13 protein-coding genes and 1 pseudogene are annotated in these 19,699 nt (G+C 69.1%); 11 read left to right on the top strand and 3 right to left on the bottom strand.

Features of this window, described 5'->3' with window-relative positions:
• The first annotated feature begins 2 nt into the window (after nucleotides 1-2).
• From ACW7GZ_RS02915 to ACW7GZ_RS02905, 3 genes are all read left to right on the top strand, one after another.
• Complete coding sequence (locus ACW7GZ_RS02915) at nucleotides 3-692, top strand: hypothetical protein (RefSeq protein ID WP_457007718.1); 690 nt, start codon at nucleotides 3-5, stop codon at nucleotides 690-692.
• Nucleotides 689-1,450, top strand: coding sequence for a hypothetical protein (locus ACW7GZ_RS02910; protein ID WP_457007717.1), 762 nt, complete (start codon nucleotides 689-691; stop codon nucleotides 1,448-1,450). The genes ACW7GZ_RS02915 and ACW7GZ_RS02910 overlap by 4 nt, the downstream gene beginning before the upstream one ends.
• A 168-nt stretch (nucleotides 1,451-1,618) precedes the next feature.
• Nucleotides 1,619-2,119: a hypothetical protein gene (locus tag ACW7GZ_RS02905; RefSeq protein WP_457007715.1), complete on the top strand. Its 501-nt coding sequence runs from the start codon at nucleotides 1,619-1,621 to the stop codon at nucleotides 2,117-2,119.
• A 203-nt stretch (nucleotides 2,120-2,322) separates the two neighbouring features.
• On the opposite strand, the pseudogene ACW7GZ_RS02900 reads toward ACW7GZ_RS02905, so the two are convergent.
• A pseudogene (locus ACW7GZ_RS02900) lies at nucleotides 2,323-4,098 on the bottom strand (endonuclease); the annotation flags it as partial.
• Between the two features lie 152 nt (nucleotides 4,099-4,250).
• Between ACW7GZ_RS02900 and ACW7GZ_RS02895 the strand changes: the two are divergent.
• The 4 genes from ACW7GZ_RS02895 to ACW7GZ_RS02880 all read left to right on the top strand — a co-directional run bounded on the left by ACW7GZ_RS02895 (nucleotide 4,251) and on the right by ACW7GZ_RS02880 (nucleotide 9,164).
• A complete protein-coding gene (locus tag ACW7GZ_RS02895) occupies nucleotides 4,251-4,751 on the top strand; it encodes a hypothetical protein (protein WP_457007713.1) in 501 nt (166 codons plus the stop codon).
• A 178-nt stretch (nucleotides 4,752-4,929) separates the two neighbouring features.
• Nucleotides 4,930-5,217 (top strand): co-chaperone GroES, encoded by a 288-nt coding sequence (groES, locus tag ACW7GZ_RS02890; RefSeq protein WP_457007711.1) that lies wholly within the window; start codon nucleotides 4,930-4,932, stop codon nucleotides 5,215-5,217.
• A gap of 57 nt (nucleotides 5,218-5,274) precedes the next feature.
• On the top strand, nucleotides 5,275-6,915 hold the full coding sequence (groL, locus tag ACW7GZ_RS02885; RefSeq protein WP_457007709.1) for a chaperonin GroEL: 1,641 nt from the start codon (nucleotides 5,275-5,277) through the stop codon (nucleotides 6,913-6,915).
• 86 nt (nucleotides 6,916-7,001) lie between these two features.
• Entirely contained in the window at nucleotides 7,002-9,164 is a 2,163-nt protein-coding gene (locus ACW7GZ_RS02880; protein WP_457007707.1) for a hypothetical protein, read from the top strand.
• Nucleotides 9,165-9,273: 109 nt separating this feature from the next.
• Here ACW7GZ_RS02880 and ACW7GZ_RS02875 read toward each other — a convergent pair whose 3' ends face one another.
• The gene (locus ACW7GZ_RS02875; protein ID WP_457007705.1) at nucleotides 9,274-11,886 is read right to left on the bottom strand and encodes a protein kinase domain-containing protein; all 2,613 of its coding nucleotides are present in this window, start codon (nucleotides 11,884-11,886) and stop codon (nucleotides 9,274-9,276) included.
• A complete protein-coding gene (locus ACW7GZ_RS02870) occupies nucleotides 11,876-12,451 on the bottom strand; it encodes an ECF-type sigma factor (RefSeq protein WP_457001079.1) in 576 nt (191 codons plus the stop codon). The genes ACW7GZ_RS02875 and ACW7GZ_RS02870 overlap by 11 nt, the downstream gene beginning before the upstream one ends.
• 156 nt (nucleotides 12,452-12,607) lie before the next feature.
• On the opposite strand from ACW7GZ_RS02870, the gene ACW7GZ_RS02865 reads away from it, so the two are divergent.
• The 4 genes from ACW7GZ_RS02865 to glnE all read left to right on the top strand — a co-directional run bounded on the left by ACW7GZ_RS02865 (nucleotide 12,608) and on the right by glnE (nucleotide 19,698).
• On the top strand, nucleotides 12,608-13,522 hold the full coding sequence (locus tag ACW7GZ_RS02865) for a DUF808 domain-containing protein (protein WP_457001081.1): 915 nt from the start codon (nucleotides 12,608-12,610) through the stop codon (nucleotides 13,520-13,522).
• Between the two features lie 9 nt (nucleotides 13,523-13,531).
• A complete protein-coding gene (locus ACW7GZ_RS02860) occupies nucleotides 13,532-14,731 on the top strand; it encodes a UDP-N-acetylglucosamine--N-acetylmuramyl-(pentapeptide) pyrophosphoryl-undecaprenol N-acetylglucosamine transferase (protein ID WP_457007703.1) in 1,200 nt (399 codons plus the stop codon).
• Between the two features lie 7 nt (nucleotides 14,732-14,738).
• Nucleotides 14,739-16,352 (top strand): phytoene desaturase family protein, encoded by a 1,614-nt coding sequence (locus ACW7GZ_RS02855; protein ID WP_457007701.1) that lies wholly within the window; start codon nucleotides 14,739-14,741, stop codon nucleotides 16,350-16,352.
• A gap of 532 nt (nucleotides 16,353-16,884) precedes the next feature.
• Nucleotides 16,885-19,698, top strand: coding sequence for a bifunctional [glutamate--ammonia ligase]-adenylyl-L-tyrosine phosphorylase/[glutamate--ammonia-ligase] adenylyltransferase (gene glnE, locus ACW7GZ_RS02850; protein WP_457007699.1), 2,814 nt, complete (start codon nucleotides 16,885-16,887; stop codon nucleotides 19,696-19,698).
• Nucleotide 19,699 lies beyond the last annotated feature (1 nt).

Below are 19,699 nucleotides of genomic sequence, written 5' to 3'. Positions count from 1 at the left end.
CGATGCTGCTTGCCGGCATCGGCGCCATGCTGCCATCGCCGGCACATGCGGCGAAAAAGGTCATTGGCGCCGACTGCGACGTCGGCGGCTGCCAATGCATGCTGTCCAGCCTCACGATCCAGGATGTCGAGGTGCTGACCGGCGAACAGGCACCCGCGGGCGCCGAAGGCATGACGCTGGTGATGGCGTTCGGCGAAATGACCTGGGTGGCGAAAACCCCTGGCGAGATCCACCGGAACTTTGGCGGGTCGGGTGATTGCCCGATCGATCCGTTTCCCGGTCCAGGCCCGGCCAGCAGTCCGCGGGATGGCGTCTGGGAGATCACGACCGACGTGGTGGACCTGTCCCAGTGTCCGATGGCCGCCATGTTCGGCGTCGATCCGCCGGTCACGCAGCGGATGGCCATCACGTGGGACGGGCGCTTCGATCCCAACAGGTACATGCCCACGAGTACGCACTTCATCCAGTGGTCCCGCATCGACGACGCCAACTGGAGCGGCACCCTGGGACCGACCGGTGGGCCGATAGCCACCACCATGCGGGCGCAGCTGGTCGACCGGGAAACCATCCGCGGCTGGGGCGACGTCGAGACCTCGGGATTGGCGAGGGAGGCGACGAAGTGCATGTCCCTGCACTCGGGCTACACCGCGCGCTGGGTCTCGGACATCGCCGTGGAAGGGGCGCAGCCATGATCCATCCCCGTTTCACGCTGACCGCGTTGCTCGGCCTCGGGGCGCTGCTTGCGACGCCGTCCGCGCAGGCGGAAAAGAAGATCGTGGCCGCGGACTGCGACGTTGGCGGCTGCCGCTGCATGCTGTCCAGCCTGACCGTGGAGGATGTCGAGGTGCTGACCGGCGAAGCCGCGCCAGCCGGCGCCGCCGACATGACGTTCGTGATGGCCTTTGGCGAAATGGCCTGGGTCGCGAAATCCACGAAGGAGATCCATCGCAACTTTGGCGGCTCCGGTGACTGCCCGATCGAGCTGTTCCCCGGAGCCGACCATGGTCCGCGTGACGGGATCTGGGAGTTCGTCTCGACGCCAATGGACCTGGCCAGGTGTCCGCTGCTGGCCCGCAGCGGGATCCCCATGGCCATGGGCACGCCGACCACGGGCGACGTGCCGATCACCTGGAATGGAAGCTTCCATCCGGACAGGTACATGACTGTGCCGGAACAATATCTGCGCTGGACCCGGATCGATGCCGGCCACTGGCGGGGAGCGATGTTCGATGATCTGGCCAGGCAGGTGGGCGGGATACTGGAGATTGGAATCGATGCGCGGGCGCGGCTGGTCGACAGCGAACATGTACACGGCTGGATCCAGTACAGCTCGCAGGTCGAAGAGTCGGGTCCCCTGGGCGCCCTGATGAAGAACTCTCCGGGAATGATGGAAAGCATGTCCTGCGATACCCGGGCCGAATACACCGGACGCTGGAAATCCAGCCGCTGAGGGCTGACGCAACGCATGGTTTCAGGCGCAAGGCCCTGATTTTGGCGTCGCGGTGCTGAAACGTCATCAGAAGCGGGTCCGCCGTCACTCTTGGCAGACGGGATACTCCTCTAAGGTTGGCTGGTGGCGCCCGCAAGGCGCCGCACCCATATATGAGGAGAGACCCTTATGTACAAATTGACCTGCCTCGTGGCATCCGGTGTCCTGCTTCTGGGCGCAACCCAACACGCACAGGCATTGGATCTGCTCACTACGACCGGCACAGGCCCTGTCGGCAACTGCCAGGCGGCGCTGCCCGTTTTTGAGGGGCTGATCCGCAAGCGCCCGCTCGCCATCGTCAACGAAAGCGATGCGCCGGCTTTCGTGACTTGTGCGCTTGCCAACGAAGAAGTCTCCTTGAACGTGCAGAGCTTCAGTACGCGGATCAGCAACGGGTCGACAGGTCCGGTCACGGTGACCTGTACAGCGGTGGTTGGTGACGAGCTTGCAAGTGCCAGCTACATCCCGAAATCGATCACGTTGGCCGGCGGTGCTGCGGGGAACCTGACATGGTCCGGCGCCGATGCCGGCGGTCTGCTGACGTCGAAGTCGATCGCGTTGAGCTGCAGGCTGCCGCCGATGGCCGCCCTCAACCGGAATCGCATCACCACGCTGCTGTCGCTCATTTGATCGTATAAACACAGAGGGGCGCCGGATCCCGGCGCCCCTCTGTTTGAATCACTCCCCTGTTTGAACGGGAAGCCAGGCGCGGGCCGTCAGCGCATCGCTTTCAGCTTGCGTCCGGTTGATGCCGCAGGTGCCGGCACCGGAGCGATGGTTCCACGCGCGCGCGGATCCTTCAGCCGCGGATTGCGGGGCTCGCTCGCCGCTGGCGTGCCGAGTTCACAGGTTGCCGGCGTGCTCGAGTTGAACAGCGCCTGGGTGCCCCACTCCGGATGGTCGATGAAGGGGTTGCGGTTGCCCTGGTGGGCGGCGACCACTTCGTTGCGGGCGCGCTCGGCATCGTCCGGCGGGTCGGCAAGGTGCCATTCGACCAAGGTCGACAGCAGGCCCATGTATGCCGGTGACGAGCTCGTGCCGACGATCTTGCTGCGCTCGTCGGTGAGTTCCAGGTCGGGCTCGGACTGGCCGGTGCCGGGGTGCGTGCCGCCCTCGTAGCGGATCGCCATGTACATCACCGCGCGTGCCATGTCGCCCTTGCGTGCGCCCCAGACTTCGAACGAGCCCTGGTTGCCATTGGATCCCTGGACCCAGTTCGAGTTGCCCGGGTAGGTGCCGCTGCCACCGCCGCGGCCGTTGTTGAACTCCGTCGGGCGTTCGCCGCAGTTCGCCGATTGCGCGCAGTCGGCGAATGGCATGTTGCCGCGGTTGGAGTTGTAGACCTCATCGCTCAGGTAGAGCATGTGGGCGTCGGTGTACGGCGAGTGCGGAAGGCCCAGGTTGCCTTCCCGGCTCGGGAAGCCGAGCGAGTTCGGCCAGGTGTGCTCACGGTTGTATTTGTTGCTGCCGCCGCTGCCCGCGCGGTCGGAGCCCTTGGTATAGCTGCGGTTGCGATAGACGTCGAGGATCTTGCCGGGATCGTTGGGATCCTCGTCGGCGATCTCGAGGATCGTCCAGGTGGTGATGCCGCCGCCGCTGTAGGGATAAGCGACATGGCCGCGGATGGTTTCGTGCAGCGAGCAGCGCAGCTGGTCCGGGCTGGAATCGTTGACCAGGCCGTAGTAGTCGTCGCTACCGCCGCCGCCGCCGCCGTCGCCCGCACTCTTCACGTGGAAGTCGATGACGGTGTCGGCTTCAGGCGCAGCGTCATCGAGATCGAGGATGAAACCGGCGTCGACCCGCAGCGAACAGGCCTGGCCCGGCACCAGCGGAGTCGAAGGCGTCAGGGTGAAGCTGGTCGCCTGCGCCACGTGATCGAGCGTGGGGGCGCGATGGCGGATCGGGCCTTCGCAGGCCAGGGTGAACGCGCCGGACTGGGCGACCACCGGCTCGCTGAAGGTGACCGTGAGCTCGGCCGCGTACGGGAAGCTGCTGGAACCCTGCGTCGGGAAGGTCTCGACTACCCGCGGCGCGGCATTGCCGGGTTCGCCGAAGGACTGGTCGTTGTTGCATGCGCCGAAGGTCTCGCTGGCGGCTTCTGCCCAGGTGAAGTCGGCGTAGACATTGCCGGTGCCGCCGAGCTGCAGCGAATGGCCGATCGGCGTGCTGTTGGGCTGCATGACGCCGATGTCGGTGCTGCTCATGCCGGCGGCGGGGCCGTTGCTGGCCGTCATCACGCCTTCGTAGCTCAGGAACTGGACCACGTTGCCCTGCGGGTCGACCAGGGCGATGCCGTCGGGCGCGCCGTTCTGCAGGCCGTTCTCGGGGTAGTTCACCGTGGCGAAGCGGACCTTGCCGCCGCAGGCCGAGAGGTTGCCCTCGGGCAGGGTGTCGGTGTCGTACGTGGAGCCGTTGCTGCCGTTGTAGAGCACCAGCTGGTAGCCGGCCAGGCTCTCGCCGGCGCTGCCGACCACTTCGATCGCCTCGCCGACGTCGGTGTCGAGGTTGTCGTAGTGGATTTCGTTGATGAAGACTTCGGCCTGGGCCGGAAGCGTGGCGGCAACGGCCAGCGCGATTGCGTAGCAGAGCCGGGAACTGACTAGGCGCATCTGGTAACTCCCCTTTGTGGACCATGCAATCTAACTGTCAAATATGACGGCCGCCAGACAGGGACACACCATCCCGTCCACCTGCACGCCAGCGCGACGCGGCAAAAGTATTCTTGCGGGGCGAATCCTCCCCCGTTCATCCAGGTCCTCACATGCCCGTTGCAACCCGCCCCGCCGTACTCCGCGCCGGACTGACCGCAGTCCTGTTCGCGCTCGCGCTGCCTGCCTTTGCCGCGACCGGCATCGAGGTCGCCGCCGGCGGCTCCAAGACCACCGAGCGCGAGTTCACCAAGGTGGCCTCGGTCGCCTGGCTCCCGGAGCTGCGGGAGCTGGACAACGCGGTGCTGCGGGGCGAGGTCGGCGCCATCCACGTCGACGGCCGCGGCCAGGTGCGCGGCCGCGACCTGTCCGACAACGTCCTGGTCGGCTACGTCGGCCTGCGCTACGAGCGCACCGACAATGGCCTCACGCTTGGCGCCGGCGTCGGCGCCCAGTCGGGCGAGACGGACGCGCTTTCCGGCGATCCGCAGTTCGTGACCACCGCCGGCTGGCGCTGGGACCGCTTTTCGCTGCTGCTGCGCCATATCTCCAACGCCAGCCTGCACTCGCCCAACAACGGCGAGACCATGGTTGTCGGCGCCTGGCGCTTCTGAGCCGTGCCTTAATTTCGCCGGGACCCTTGAACCCCGCCAACGCCCCCCCATCTTGCGGACATCCCGGCACTGCCGGGTTTTCGCGGCGCGCGTTTTGGCACTCGGCAGGGCCGACTGCTAGACTCCGCGACCGATTCGTATTTTTGTCAAATAAAATCAATCACTTGTGAGGATTGTCATGAACCTGAAGCCGCTTTATGACCGCGTAGTGGTCAAGCCGATCGAAGCCGACGAAGTCTCCGCCGGCGGCATCGTCATCCCCGACAATGCCAAGGAAAAGCCCACCAAGGGCGAAGTGATCGCCGTCGGCGAGGGCAAGGCCCTGGACAACGGCAGCCTGCGCGCGCCGAAGGTCAAGGTCGGCGACAAGGTCATCTACGGCCAGTACTCGGGCTCGGCGTACAAGCACGAAGGCACCGAATACAAGATCGTGCGCGAGGACGACATCCTCGCCATCGTCGGCTGAGCGCGCGCCAGGCGCATCGCAACCCCCATTCCCTGATCCAGCTCCGAGGAAACAACAATGTCTGCGAAGGAAATCCGCTTCGGCGAAGACGCGCGCGCCAAGATGGTGCGTGGCGTCAATGTGCTCGCCAATGCCGTCAAGGCAACGCTTGGCCCCAAGGGCCGCAACGTCGTGCTCGACAAGAGCTTCGGCGCGCCCACGATCACCAAGGACGGCGTGTCCGTCGCCAAGGAGATCGAGCTGGCCGACAAGTTCGAGAACATGGGCGCGCAGATGGTGAAGGAAGTCGCCTCGCGCACCTCCGACGACGCCGGTGACGGCACCACCACCGCGACCGTGCTGGCCCAGGCCTTCATCCGCGAGGGCATGAAGGCGGTCGCCGCCGGCATGAACCCGATGGACCTCAAGCGCGGCATCGACCAGGCGGTCAAGGCCGCCGTGGAAGAGCTGAAGAGCATCAGCAAGCCGTCGTCGACCTCGAAGGAAATCGCCCAGGTCGGCACCATCTCCGCCAACTCCGACGCCAACATCGGCGACCTGATCGCCCAGGCGATGGACAAGGTCGGCAAGGAAGGCGTGATCACGGTTGAAGAGGGTTCGGGCCTGGACAACGAGCTCGACGTGGTCGAGGGCATGCAGTTCGACCGCGGCTACCTGTCGCCGTACTTCATCAACAACCAGCAGTCGATGTCGGCCGAGCTGGATGATCCCTTCATCCTGCTGCACGACAAGAAGATCTCGAACGTGCGCGACCTGCTGCCCGTCCTCGAGGGCGTGGCCAAGTCGGGCAAGCCGCTGCTGATCGTCGCCGAGGAAGTCGAGGGCGAGGCCCTGGCGACCCTGGTGGTGAACACCATCCGCGGCATCGTGAAGGTCGTGGCCGTCAAGGCCCCGGGCTTCGGCGACCGTCGCAAGGCGATGCTGGAAGACATGGCCATCCTCACCGGCGGCACCGTGATCAGCGAGGAAGTCGGCCTGTCGCTCGAGAAGGCGACCATCAACGACCTCGGCCGCGCCAAGAAGATCCAGGTCACCAAGGAAAACACCACGATCATCGACGGCGCGGGCGAAGGCTCGGGCATCGAAGGCCGCATCAAGCAGATCAAGGCGCAGATCGAAGAGACCTCTTCGGACTACGACCGCGAGAAGCTGCAGGAGCGCGTGGCCAAGCTGGCCGGTGGCGTTGCGGTGATCAAGGTCGGTGCCTCGACCGAGATCGAGATGAAGGAAAAGAAGGCCCGCGTCGAAGACGCCCTGCACGCCACGCGTGCGGCGGTGGAAGAGGGCGTGGTCCCGGGCGGCGGCGTCGCGCTGCTGCGCGCCAAGACCGCGGTCGAGGCCCTGAAGGGTGCCAACGAAGACCAGAACCACGGCATCCAGATCGCCCTGCGCGCGATGGAAGCCCCGCTGCGCGAGATCGTGACCAACGCCGGCGAAGAGCCGTCGGTCATCGTCAACAAGGTCAAGGACGGCAGCGGCAACTTCGGCTACAACGCCGCCAACGGCGAGTTCGGCGACATGATCGAGTTCGGCATCCTGGACCCGACCAAGGTCACTCGCACCGCGCTGCAGAACGCGGCGTCGATCGCCGGGCTGATGATCACCACCGAAGCGATGGTGGCCGAGCTGCCGAAGAAGGACGAGCCGGCGATGCCGGGCGGTGGCGACATGGGCGGCATGGGCGGCATGGGCTTCTGATCCACGCCCTATCGCTGTACTGCTTCACGAAGAACCCCGCCGCGAGGCGGGGTTCTTTTTTATCGAACTTCCCGGGGAGTCCATGGATGAACAAGGGCAAACGCCGGCTGCGGCGCGCGGGCTGGATCCTGCTGGGCACCTGGCTGGTCTATCTCGCCGCGGGCAACGCTTTTCTCAACGTCGATGCGGCGCAGTCGCTGTTGAATCGGAAGCCGGAAAAGTTTCAGATCAACTGGGATGGCGGCCATACCCTGCTGCCCGGGTGGGTTGTCGTGAACGGGGTGCGCATGCAGGGGCATGCGCGGCGCACGGCGTGGACGGCGCAGGCCGAGCACGCCATTGGGCGGGTCGCACTGCTGCCGCTGCTCAAGCGCGAGATCCGCATCCCTTGGGTCGAGGCTGACGCAGTGAGCGGTTCGATAGAGCGCGTCGATACCGAGGTTCCGTCGCCCGCGCAGCGGCCTGGCGCCTGGATCCTGCGCATGGACCGCATCGCCAGCGACAGCATCGTGGGCGGGGAGGTGTTTGGCGTGCATCTTGCCGGCCATGGCCGGGCCGAGGTCGGCTTCAGCAAGCAGTTCCGTGGCGGGCCTGCGGCGCTGCTTCCATCCACGGCGGCCTTCAGCGGGCTCAGCCTGGGGGATGGCGAAACGCAGTGGCTGCGCGACGGCGTCGTCGAGGCCGCGTTCTCGATGACCGAGCTGCCCGCGGGCCAGGCCGGCCTTGCGCGGCTGCAGGCTTTGCAGGCATCGCTGACGATTGAAGGAACGCCCCTGGGCCTGCGCGCCGAGATCGACGAGACCGGCCGCTATGCCTTCCACCTGGTACCCGGGGTTGAAGGCGGCGAGCTGGATGCGAAGTTGTCACTGCGCGACGGTGCGCTGGAGCCGGGCGGGATGCTGTCGCTGCAGTTGCCGCTGCGCGCGCGCGGTGCGGATGGCGAGTCGGTCGACAACGCGCTGACGCTGGGGCTAGCGGTGGACGAAGACCTGCACCTGCAGGTCGCGCTGCCCGATGTCGATCCCGAACAGCCCAGCCTGGACGCCGACCTGCGCCTGCCTGGCAACGTGCTGCCGCTGGGCGACTGGCGCGTGCGACTGGCCGGCGGTGAGGGCCACGTGCGCGGCCGTTGGCACATGCCGTCGATCGGCGGCGTGCTGGCATTGTTCATGGACAGCGACTGGCTGGCGCTGGAGGGCAGCGGCGGCATCGAGGCCGATCTGCAGCTCTCCGATGGCCGCCTGCGCGAGGGCAGCACGCTGCGGGTGCGCGACGTGCAGGCGCATGCGGACCTGCTCGACACCCGCTTTGAAGGCGTGGCGCATGCCGATGCCGTGCTCGGTCGTGACGGGGAAGGCGCACTGCAGTCACGCGTCGACGTGGTGATGGACCGCTTCAGCGCCGCGCGGCATGACGCCCTGGAGCAGCCGCTGGTCAGCGGCCGCGACCTGCGGGTGCAACTGGTCTCCGACGGCCGCCTCGAGCACCTGCGCGAGACCCTGGCCGCGCACCTGGTGTTCAAGGACGCGCGGGTGCCCGACATCGCCGTGCTCAATGCCTGGCTGCCGAAGGATGGCCTCCGCTTCGGCGGCGGCAGCGGCACGCTTGGCGCGGACCTGCGGCTCGATGCCGCGGGCGACATCGGCACCGGATCGCTGCGCGTCGACGCGCGCCGGGCGCAGATCGAGGTTGCGGGTCTCGATCTCGCCGGCGACGTGGTCATCGACGGCCGCTTGCGCGGCGGCAACCTGCGCGACGGCGAGCTCCGGCTCGACGGCAGCCAGGTGCGCCTGCGCAACGTCGCCTTCCGCGAGCGTGACGGCCAGCTGCGTTCGGGCTGGTGGGCAACCATCGACATCGACCGCGGGCAGGCGGCCTGGAAGAAGCCGGTGACGGCCGGCGGCAACATCCAGGTGCGGATGCGCGACGTCGGCTTCCTGCTGGCGATGTTCGCCGACCGCGGCGATTATCCGGCGTGGATCGGCCGCATGGTGGACGCCGGCGAGGCGCACCTGCGCGGACGCTGGGCCTGGCGCGATGGCGTGCTGGTACTCGACGGTGCGCGCGGCGAGAACGACCGCTTCAGCGTCGATGCCCGGATGAAGATCGAGGGGGAGCGACGCAGCGGCGACCTGCACCTGGCCTGGGGGCGACTGGGCGTCGGCGTCGAGCTCGATGGTGCGGAACGTGAACTGCACCTGCGCAATTCGCGGGCATGGTTCGACTCGCGCCCGTCCCTGCTGCCATAGGCCTTCAGCTTGCCCGGGTCCGCGGCCCCGTGTCTGCGGCCGGGTCGCCAGGAGGCGGGAACCGCCACGTAGTCATGCATGTTCCGCGCTGGCCGGCTGCAAGAAGGCGTCAGGGCAGCGCCAGGCAGTGCGTCTCCACGGGTTCGGCCAGGCAGCGGGCGATCGGTGGCGCATCGTCCAGGAAGGCCGCCGCCTCCGTCGCGAGGGCGGCCAAAGCGTCCGCGTCGGCAGTCTTCTTCGCAAGCAGCATGGACAGCATCCAGGGGCGCATCCACGAGTTGTCCAGCCCGCGCCTCACGCTCTCGCGCAGTCCGGCGGCGAGAGCACCAGCCTCGCGCAGCTTCCCCTGCGCCATGCGCACCTCGGCCTCCGCCAGCGCATAGATGTGCGACTGGCCCGCGTCGGCGCCGGCTTGGCACTGCTCGAGCGCATCGTCAGCGCCCGCGACGTCGCCGAGGCGGAGGCGGATCGATGCGCGCATGCCGCAGATGCTGCGCCCGATGGAGGTCTGGTCGTTCGCGTTCAGGACCCTCAGTGATTCGGCCTGGTCCAGGTCCTCGAGGGCGGGGACAAGGTCGCCCAGCGTGGCCCTGAGGATGCTGCGGTACCTGATGCATTCGGATGCGGCAAGGTTCTTCCGTCCCACCGCCTGGCCGATGGCCACGCCCTGGTCGTAGTGGTGCAGGGCCGGTTCGGGATCGCCCGTCAGATGCAGCTGCGTACCCATGTTGCAGTGGATGTTCGCGGCGAGCTGATGAGGTTCGCGGTAGACCGTGTCCACGATCCGCACGGCTTCGTCCAGCATTTCGCGCGCGCGGTCTGGCCGCCCGGCGAGCAGGAAGGTGCCCGAATTTCCCGCAAGCCGGTAGGCGTACCAGCCGCTGTCTTCGCCCTCGAGTTCGCGTGAGAGGCGGAGCTCTTCCTCCATGATGGGAAGGACGTCGGCCCTGTCGTGGTCGTTCTGGACCATCACCACGCCCAGGGTGGCGACGATGTCGCGGTGCACGTAGCTGTTCGCATGGCCGGCGGTGAGCGCGTCTTCCAGCAGCTGGCGCGTGATGGCTTCCGCGCTGGCCGGGTCGTGGAAGGCATTGGCCTGGGCAACGCTGAGCCGGGCGTCGAACACGTCCTCCTCGGCCAGCCTGTTCGCAATGGCCAGGGAGGCCGCGCGATTGCTGGCCGCGATGGCTTCATCGATTCGTCCGGTGTTCCTGTAGATCTCCGACAGTTCCATGTGCACGAGCACGCGTTCGCGCGCACCGATGTCCGGGTGTGCATGCGTATCCAGCAGGTCGAGCGCTGCCAGCAGGTCCTGTTCGCCGAGCTCATAGCGGCTCAGGTGCATGCGCGCGGCGCCCGTGAGCAGGAGGATGTCGGCGGCGGCGACCGGGTCATCGGCAAGCAGCGCGGAACGCGCACGCCTCGAGCCTTCCTCGAGCAGGTCCAGCGCATCCGGAACCTCGCCGGCCGTCGGCTGGGTGGACATGAAGATCTCTTCGAGGAAATCCCGCACCAGTGTCGCCCGCTGCGCCTGCACTTGCGCGTTCTCCGCCGCCTTCTGCGCTTCCCGCGCCTGCCAGAGCGTCGCCCCGATGCCGCCGGCGAGGCTCGCTGCCAGGAGGACCGCCCCCACCACGCCCAGGCGGTTGCGCCCGATGAACTTGCGCGCGCGATAGCCCAGGGTCGGGCTCTGTGCCAGCACCGGACGCCCCTCGAGCCAGCGGCGCAGGTCGGCGGCGAAGGCCTCGGCCGATGGGTAGCGCCGCTGCGGCTCCTCCGCCAGCGCCTTGAGCAGCACCCGGTCGAGGTCGTTCCTCAGCGGCACGTAGTGGCGGTGCCAGGCATCGCTGCTGGCGCGTACCAGCTGCGAAGGGCGCGTGGCGTTGGCGCCGTCGCCGCCCTCTGGAGTCCGCCCGGTGAGCAGGCGGTGGAGCAGGGCGCCAAGGCCGTAGACGTCGATGGCAGTGCTGGGCGGGTCGCCGCGCAGCTGTTCGGGCGCGGCATAGCCGGGCGTCAGCGCACGCCACATCGTCTGCGTGCGCTCGTCCTGCGCATCGGTGAACTGGCCGATGCCGAAATCGAGCAGGCGCACGTGTCCGTCCGCTTCGACCAGGACGTTGGAAGGCTTCAGGTCGCGATGGATCACCAGGTTCCGGTGCGCGTAGGCGATGGCGTCGCAGACCTGGAGATACAGGCGCACCGTGGCCGGCGCATCCGGCGTGTGCGATTCGCACCAGAGGTCGATGCGTTCGCCTTCCACCAGCGGCATCGCCAGCCAGCAGGTACCGTCGCCGGATACGCCGGAGTCCACCAGCGGGGTGATGTTGGGATGGTTGAGGCGGGCGAGGATCTCGGCCTCGCGCTGGAAGCGCTCGTGGCCGGTAATGCCCAGCGCGCCCAGCGTGAGCACTTTGAGCGCCGCGTCCTGGCGGGCGATGCCGTCGCTGCGCGAGGCCCGGTAGACCACGGCCATGCCGCCGCGGCCGAGCTCGGTCTCCAGGGTCCATGCGCCAAGCTGCACGCCGGCCAGGTCGCTGCCGGGCGATGCGAGTGCCGCGCTCGGGCGGACGTGGGCGGCGATGAGCTGATCGAGCCGGTGGCGCACGGGGTCCGGCAGGTCCAGCGCTGCCAGCCAGGCGCCGCGATCGCCTTCGGGCAGGTCCAGCCACTGGCCGAAGGCGGCGTCTGCGGCCTGCCAGTGGGCGAGCGCGTCAGCGTCCATCGTTGCCCTCATCCAGCATCGCCAGCAGGAACGCGCGCGCGCGCTCCCATTCGCGCTGGGCGGTGCGTTCGGAAATCTCCAGCAATTCGGCGACTTCCTTGAACTCCAGTCCGGCGAAGTAGCGCAGCTCCACCACTTGTCGGCGCTGCGGGCTGAGCTGCTCCAGCGCATCCAGGCCTTCGTGCAGGGCGAGCACGCCGGTGTCGGCCGCACCGCCGGGCGCGGCCGGTGACAGGTCTTCGTCGAGCTCGAGGTGGATGGCGCCGCCCCCGCGCTTCTGCGAGAGGTTCTTGCGGGCGTCCTCGACCATGATCCAGCGCAGCGCCTGGGCGGCGGCTGCGAAGAAATGCCGCCGGTCGACCAGGTTCAGATGGTCCGATGAGGTGACGCGCAGGAACAGTTCGTGCACCAGCACCGTTGGCGTCATGGTGGCGTCGCGGCCACGCAGCCGCGAGCGCGCCATGCGCATGAGTTCCGGATACAGCGCCTGGAAGACCTCTCCCATGCGCTCGGGTTCGCCGCTGCGCGCACGCACCAGCAACTGGGTGATATCCGTTTCGACCATGCCTGCCGCCCTCCCGGTGGCGTGCAAGCCGGCGAAGGTAGCAGCGGCCCGGGCCGGCCGCAATTGTCGCTGACGCCAGTGGCCGGGCCCGTCATATGGCACGGGCGGCGAGGGTGCGACAATCCGCCCTTTCCCACATACCGCAATGGATTCCCGATGGCCGGTGCCTCCCTGCTCACCCTGCTCGACGACATCGCGGCCCTGCTCGATGACGTCGCCGTACTCACCAAGGCCGCCGCGAAGAAGACCGCCGGCGTGATTGGTGACGACCTGGCCCTGAATGCGCAGCAGGTCGCGGGCGTGAAGGCCAACCGCGAACTGCCGGTGGTCTGGGGCGTGTTCAAGGGGTCGCTGGTCAACAAGCTGATCCTGGTGCCGGCGGCGCTGCTGATCAGCTGGCTGGTGCCGTGGCTGGTGGTGCCCTTGATGATGGTCGGCGGCGCGTACCTCTGCTACGAAGGCTTCGAGAAGGTGATCGAGAAGCTGTTCCATGCCCACGCCAAGCCCGACGTCGAGGCACGCGCGCAGGCCGTGCTCGCCTCGGGCGAAACCCCGCGCCAACTGGAAAAGAAGAAGATCCGCGGCGCGGTGCGCACCGACTTCATCCTCTCCGCCGAGATCATCGTGCTGTCGCTGGCAGTGGTCGCCGACGAGTCCCTGCTGACGCGGGCGGTCGCGCTGTCGGTGATCGCGCTGGCGGTCACGGTGTTCATCTACGGAGTGGTCGCGGCGATCGTGAAGATGGACGACGCCGGGCTGTGGATGGACAAGCGGCCCGGCGTGCTCGTGCCGGCGCTGGGGCGCGCGCTGGTGTACGTGACGCCTTGGATGATGAAGGCCTTGGGCATTATCGGCACCATCGCCATGTTCCTGGTGGGCGGCGGGATCTTCGTGCACAACATCGATGCCCTGCACCACTTGATCGATGTGTTGCTGGGCTGGGGCCTGCCGGCTTTCCTCGCCGACACCGTCGCCAGCCTGGTGGTCGGCATGCTGGTTGGCGCGCTCGTGGTGGGCGCGGTCAGCCTGTTCAACCGGGTGCGCGGCAAGGCACCCGCGGAAGCGCACTGAGGCGCCTGCATGCACAGTGATGACCAGCGCCCGGGGCGCGCGACGATCGGCCTGGCCGCCGGAGGCACCGGTGGCCACCTGTTCCCGGCCGAGGCCCTCGCGCGTGAGCTGCAGGCGCGCGGGCATGGCGTGGTGCTGTACACCGAAGAACGCGGCGCGCGGTTCACGCAGGCGCTGGAAGGGCTGCCGCATCTGGTGCTGCCGGCGCGCAGCCTGGCGGGTGGCGTCGGCGGCAAGCTCGCGGCGGCCATGGTGATCCTGCGCGCCGCGGCCACCGCGCGCGCGGACATGAAGCGCCGCGGCGTCGGCCTGCTGGCCGGCTTCGGCGGCTATCCAAGCTTCGCGCCGGCGCTGGCCGCGCGCAGCCTCGGCCTGCCGCTGCTGCTGCATGAGCAGGGCTCGCGGCTGAGCATGGCCAACCGCCAGCTGCTGCGCTTCGCCGATCGCGTGGCGACGTCGTTCGGTGACCTCGGCGGCGTGGAGGACGCGGCACGCGGCAAGCTGGTCGAGACCGGCAATCCGGTGCGTGCCAGCATCCTCGAGGCTGCGCGGGCGCCGTATCCGCCGCTGTCCGACGGTGTCCCGCTGCGCCTGCTGGTGGTGGGCGGCAGCCAGGGCGCCGCGGTATTCGGCCGCGTGGTGCCGCCCGCCCTGCTGGCCTTGCCGGATGCACTGCGCGCGCGATTGAAGATGTCGCTGCAGTACCGAGGCGATGATGCCGATGCGGTTGCGGAGCAACTGCGCTGCGCCGGCATCGACGTCGACCTGCAGCCGTTCTTCGACGACATGGCCGCGCGCCTGCGTGATGCCCACCTGGTCATCACCCGCGCCGGCGCGACCACGATCGCCGACCTGCTGGTGGTCGGGCGCCCGGCGATCCTGGTGCCGATCCCGCAGGGTGGTTCGCGCGACGAGCAGCGCGGCAACGCCGAAGCGCTCGAGCGACTCGGCGCAGGCTGGTGCATGCGCGAGGATGATGGCGGCTTCACCGCCGAAGCCTTGGCGGCGCGACTGCGGGAACTGTTCGCCGGCGCCGGCACCAGTGCGCGATCGGGCGCAGGCCCCGTGTCGCAGCCGGACAGTGTGCGCCTTGCCGAAGCTGCCGCGGCGGCTGCGCGCCTTGGGCGCCCCGACGCAGCCGCCCGCCTGGCCGACGAGGTGGAAGCGCTGCTGGCCGCACGCGCCCCAACCGCGAGCGCGAAGGCCTGACGTGCCGATGACCGCGACCGACGACGTCCTGATCATCGGTGGCGGCCACAACGGTCTGGTCTGCGCCGCCTACCTTGCCGGCGCCGGGCTGAAAGTGCGGGTGCTGGAGCGTCGCGGCATCGTCGGCGGTGCCGCGGTGACCGAGGAGTTCCATCCCGGCTTCCGCAACTCGGTCGCCAGCTACACGGTGAGCCTGCTCAACCCGCTGGTGATCGCCGACCTGCGCCTGGCCGAGCACGGCCTGCGCGTGGTCGAGCGGCCGTTCTCGAATTTCCTGCCGCTGCCCGATGGCCGCGCCTTCCGCCTGGGCGGCGAGCACGGCGCGGCGGAGGTGGCCCGGTGGTCGGCGCGCGATGCCGAACGGCTGCCGCAGTACTTCGCGATGCTGGATCGCGTGGTCGCGGTGCTGCGCGAGCTGATGCTGCTGACGCCGCCGAACGTGTCCGACGGCTTCGTGCTCGCCGACTGGCTGGCGTCGGTGTCCGTCGTGCGCCGCCTGCGCCACCTCGACATGCGCGGCCGCCGCGACCTGCTGGACCTGTTCACCAAGTCCGCCGGCGAACTGCTCGACCACTGGTTCGAGTCCGAACCGCTGAAGGCCGCGCTGGGCTGGGACTCGGTGGTCGGAAATTTCGCCAGCCCCTACACGCCGGGCAGTGCCTACGTGCTGCTGCACCACGTCTTCGGCGAGGTCAACGGCAAGCAGGGCGCGTGGGGGCATGCCATTGGTGGCATGGGCGCGATCACCCAGGCGATGGCCGCGGAGTGCGCCGCGCGTGGCGTGGTGGTCGAGACCGGCGCCGAGGTCGCGCAAGTGCTGGTGGAAGGCGGTCGCGCCGTGGGCGTGGCCCTGGCCGACGGTCGCGAACTGCGCGCGAAGATGCTCGCCAGCAACCTCAATCCGAAGCTGCTGTACACGAAGCTGGTGCCGCGCCAGCACCTCGACGACGACACCGCGCAGCGCATCGCACGCTACCGCTGCGCCTCGGGCACCTTCCGCATGAACGTGGCGCTGTCGGAGCTGCCGGACTTCACCGCGTCGCCCGGCACGCAGCTGCAGCCGCACCACCAGAGCGGCATCCTGGTCGGGCCTTCGCTGCGCTACTTCGAGCAGGCGTATTTCGATGCGAAGTCGAAAGAGCACAACGCCGGGTGGTCGCGCGCACCGATCGTGGAACTGGTCATCTCCTCGACCCTCGACGACAGCCTGGCTCCGGCCGGCCGGCACGTCGCCAGCCTGTTCTGCCAGCACGTGAACCCGGACGTCGACGGCGGCTGGGACCTGCATCGCGACACCGTGGCCCGGCTGATGATCGATACGGTGGACGGCGTCGCGCCCAACTTCGCGCGCAGCGTCCTCGGCTACGAAGCGCTGTCGCCGCTCGACCTGGAGCGCCGCTTCGGCCTGGTCGGCGGCGACATCTTCCACGGCTCGCTGGGCCTGGACCAGCTGTTCTCCGCACGCCCGTTGCTGGGCCAGGGAAACTACCGCGGCGCACTCCCGGGACTTTACCTGTGCGGCTCCGGAACGCATCCGGGCGGCGGCGTCACCGGCCTGCCGGGTCGCAACGCCGCCCGCGAAATGCTGCGCGACCTGGGACGCCGCCGATTCCCGGAATAGTTCCTGAACTGGCGAGTTTCGTTTTGCGCTGCAGCGTGCAACTTGCATAACGTTTCCTTCACGATCGTCCTGCACCCGACGTGGGGGAGGGAGCAAAGCCCGAAGCGGTCCGCCGCTTCGGGCTTTTTTTGGTCTCTTCTCCCGGCTGAGGGAGAGGCGTATGCCGGCCCGGCAGAGCGGCTGGCTCTTCTCGAGGCCCCGGGGGCTGACGTGACAGTTGGAGCGTTGTTGCGCCGGGAGTTGCTCCGTCCTGATTTTCGCTGCCCGTCCCGCACACAGGGGGTGTGCTCCCCCGGCCTGTCCGCGTCCTGCTCCCAAGGCCGGCCGCCGGCCATCCATGGCCGGCTGTACGCACACCCCCTGTGCACGGGACGGGCCGTGGAGTTTTCCTGCTTCGGGACGGAGATCAGGAGCGGGCGCGTGTTCCCTCCCGGAGCATCAACCGAAAGCCCCTCAATCAGGAAAAGAACCTTTTCCGTCTCCATCCCCGGCATGCAATGGCGGCAGGTCGAGGCGATGCCACAATCGGCAGATGGACCTGGTGACCCCCGAAGGCGAAGACGCCGCGCTCCGCGCCCACGTTGACCGCTCATTGGCGCGCCTGCAGGCCGGCCTGGCCGAGCGTGGCGGCGAATCCCTGCGGCGGGTGGTATCCGCGAGTGACTTCGCGGCCGAGGTCTTCGCGCGCCAGCCGCAGGTGCTGGAAGCGCTGCTGGATGATCCGTCCGCGCCAATCGCGCCGCCGCGGCTTGCCCCCGATGCCCCCGAGGCCTGGCCGGGCCAGCTGCGTGGCTACCGCCGCGCAGCGTCCGCGCGCCTGGTCTGGCGCGACCTGAACGGGCTGGATGGGGTGGCCGACACCCTGGCCGGGAGCACGCACCTGGCCGAGACCTGCCTGCAGCTCGGGTTGGCCGCGTTGGAAACCGGGCTTGCCGCGCGCCACGGCGTGGTCCGCGATGGCAGCGGCGCGCCGGTCAGCCTGGTGGTGTTCGCGCTGGGCAAGCTCGGCGGCGGCGAACTGAATTTCAGTTCCGACGTCGACCTGGTCTATGCCTATGCCGAAGCCGGCGAAAGCGACGGCCCGCGCCCGCTCGCCGCCGAGGAATACTTCGCCCGCCTGGGACGCGCGCTGGCGAAGCTGCTCGACGAACAGACCGCCGACGGCTTCTGCCACCGCGTCGACCTGCGCCTGCGTCCCTTCGGCAACGCCGGCCGGGTGGCGCTGAGCTTCGCGGCGATGGAGCAGTACTTCCAGCGCGAGGGCCGCGACTGGGAGCGCTACGCCTGGCAGAAGGCGCGACCGGTGGCCGGCGACATCGACGCCGGCGAGCGCTTCCTGGTGGCGCTGCGGCCCTTCGTCTACCGCCGCTACCTCGACTACGGCGCCCTGGCCGGGCTGCGCGAGATGAAGGCCGCGATCGCCGCCGAGGTCGCGCGCAAGGACCTGGCCGACGACATCAAGCGCGGGCCCGGCGGCATCCGCGAGATCGAGTTCCTTGTGCAGGCGCTGCAGCTGATCCGCGGCGGGCGCGAGGGGGCGCTTCGCGGCCGCAGCCTGCTGCCCATGCTCGACGCCCTGCGCATCGCGCGCCAGGTCGGGCCCGATGCCGCGGCCGATCTCGCCGACGCCTATCTGTTCCTGCGCCGGATCGAGAACCGGCTGCAGATGCTGCGCGATGCGCAGACCCACGTGCTGCCCGTCGAGCCCTTGGACCGGCTGCGCATCGCCGGTGGCCTGGGGCATGCCGACTGGGAGGCGCTGCTCGCCGAACTGGAACCGCGGCGCGAGCGCGTGGCGGCCGAGTTCGACGCCCTGCTTGCGCATCGCGACGAGTCGCGCGGCGCGGTCAGCGGCGATCTCGCCGGCTACTGGCGCGCACTGCCCGAGGGCGGCGACGCCGGCGTGCTGGCCGCGGCCGGCTTCGGCGACCAGGGAGAGGTCGACGCCGCGCTGCGCGACTTCGTGCGCTCGCCCAGCGTGCGCGAACTCTCCGACGCCGTACGCGCGCGCCTGGACCGGGTGATGCCGGTGATGCTGCAGGCCAGCGCGCCGGCCGACCGCCCGCTGCAGGCGATGCGCCGGTTGCTGGCGCTGCTGCACAACATCCTGCGCCGCGCCAGCTACCTGGCGCTGCTCGACGAGCAGCCCGCGGCGCTGGCGCGGCTGACCGACCTGGTCACGCGCAGCGCCTTCCTCGCCGAGCGCGTGGCCGCGCACCCGCTGCTGCTGGACGAGCTGCTGGACGCGCGCGTGGAAGGACCGATGCCCGGGCGCGGGCAGATCGATGCCGCCTGCGCGGCCGCGCTGCAGCGCGATGACATCGAGGGCGCGTTGTTCACGCTCAACGAGACCCGCCAGGCCCTGAGCTTCCGCATCGCGCTGGCCACGCTGGACGGACGCATGGCGGCCGTCGACAGTGCACACCAGCTGGCGTTGCTGGCCGACGGCGTGCTCGCCACCGTGGTCGCGCTCGCGGAGCGCGAGATGCGCGCCGCGCACGGCGTGGTGGCCGATGCACCGTTCGCAGCCATCGGCTACGGCAGCCTGGGCGGGGAGGAACTTGGCGTCGGCTCCGACCTCGACCTGGTGTTCCTGTACGACGCGCCCGCCGATGCCCTGTCCGATGGCCCGCGTCCGCTGGAGGCGCAGCGCTGGTTCGCGCGCTTCGCGCAGAAGATCGTGCTGCTGCTGGGCACGGTCACCGGCGCCGGCCGCCTGTACGAAGTCGACGTCCGCCTGCGCCCGGACGGTGGCAGCGGCCTGCTGGTGTCATCGCTCTCGGCCTATGGCGAATACCAGCGCGAGCGCGCCTGGACCTGGGAACACCAGGCGCTGGTGCGCGCGCGCTGTGCGGCTGGTGATGCGGGCCTGTGCGAGGCATTCGAAGGCGTGCGTGCGGCGGCGCTGGGGCGGCCGCGCGACTGGCCGGTCCTGGCCGCCGAGGTGGCGGCGATGCGCGCGCGCATGCGCAGCGAACTCGACCGTGGCCGCGACGGCCTGTTCGATCTGAAACAGGGCGAGGGCGGGCTGGTGGACCTGGAGTTCCTGCTGCAGGCGCTGGTGCTTGGGCACGCGGCGGAGCATCCGGGCCTGCTGGAGCCGCGCTCCACGCGCGGGCTGATCGCCGCCTGCCGCGAGGCCGGCCTGCTTGATGCGGCTACCGTCGAAGCGCTGGCCGCCGCGCATGCCGAGCTGGTGGCGCAAGGCCTGGCCCAGACCCTCGACCGTCGAGCCCGGATCGTTCCGCGAACCGAAGCACTGGACACCGCCCGCACCGCCATCACCGGCGCACTGCGCGCCGCCGGCCTCCACCAGACCGAACCTTCCCCGTATGAGCAGCTATAGC

It is taken from the genome of Luteimonas sp. A537, assembly GCF_054052065.1.
The sequence above is the reverse complement of the archived record's forward strand: the minus strand, read 5'-3'. Positions and strand labels throughout refer to the sequence as shown.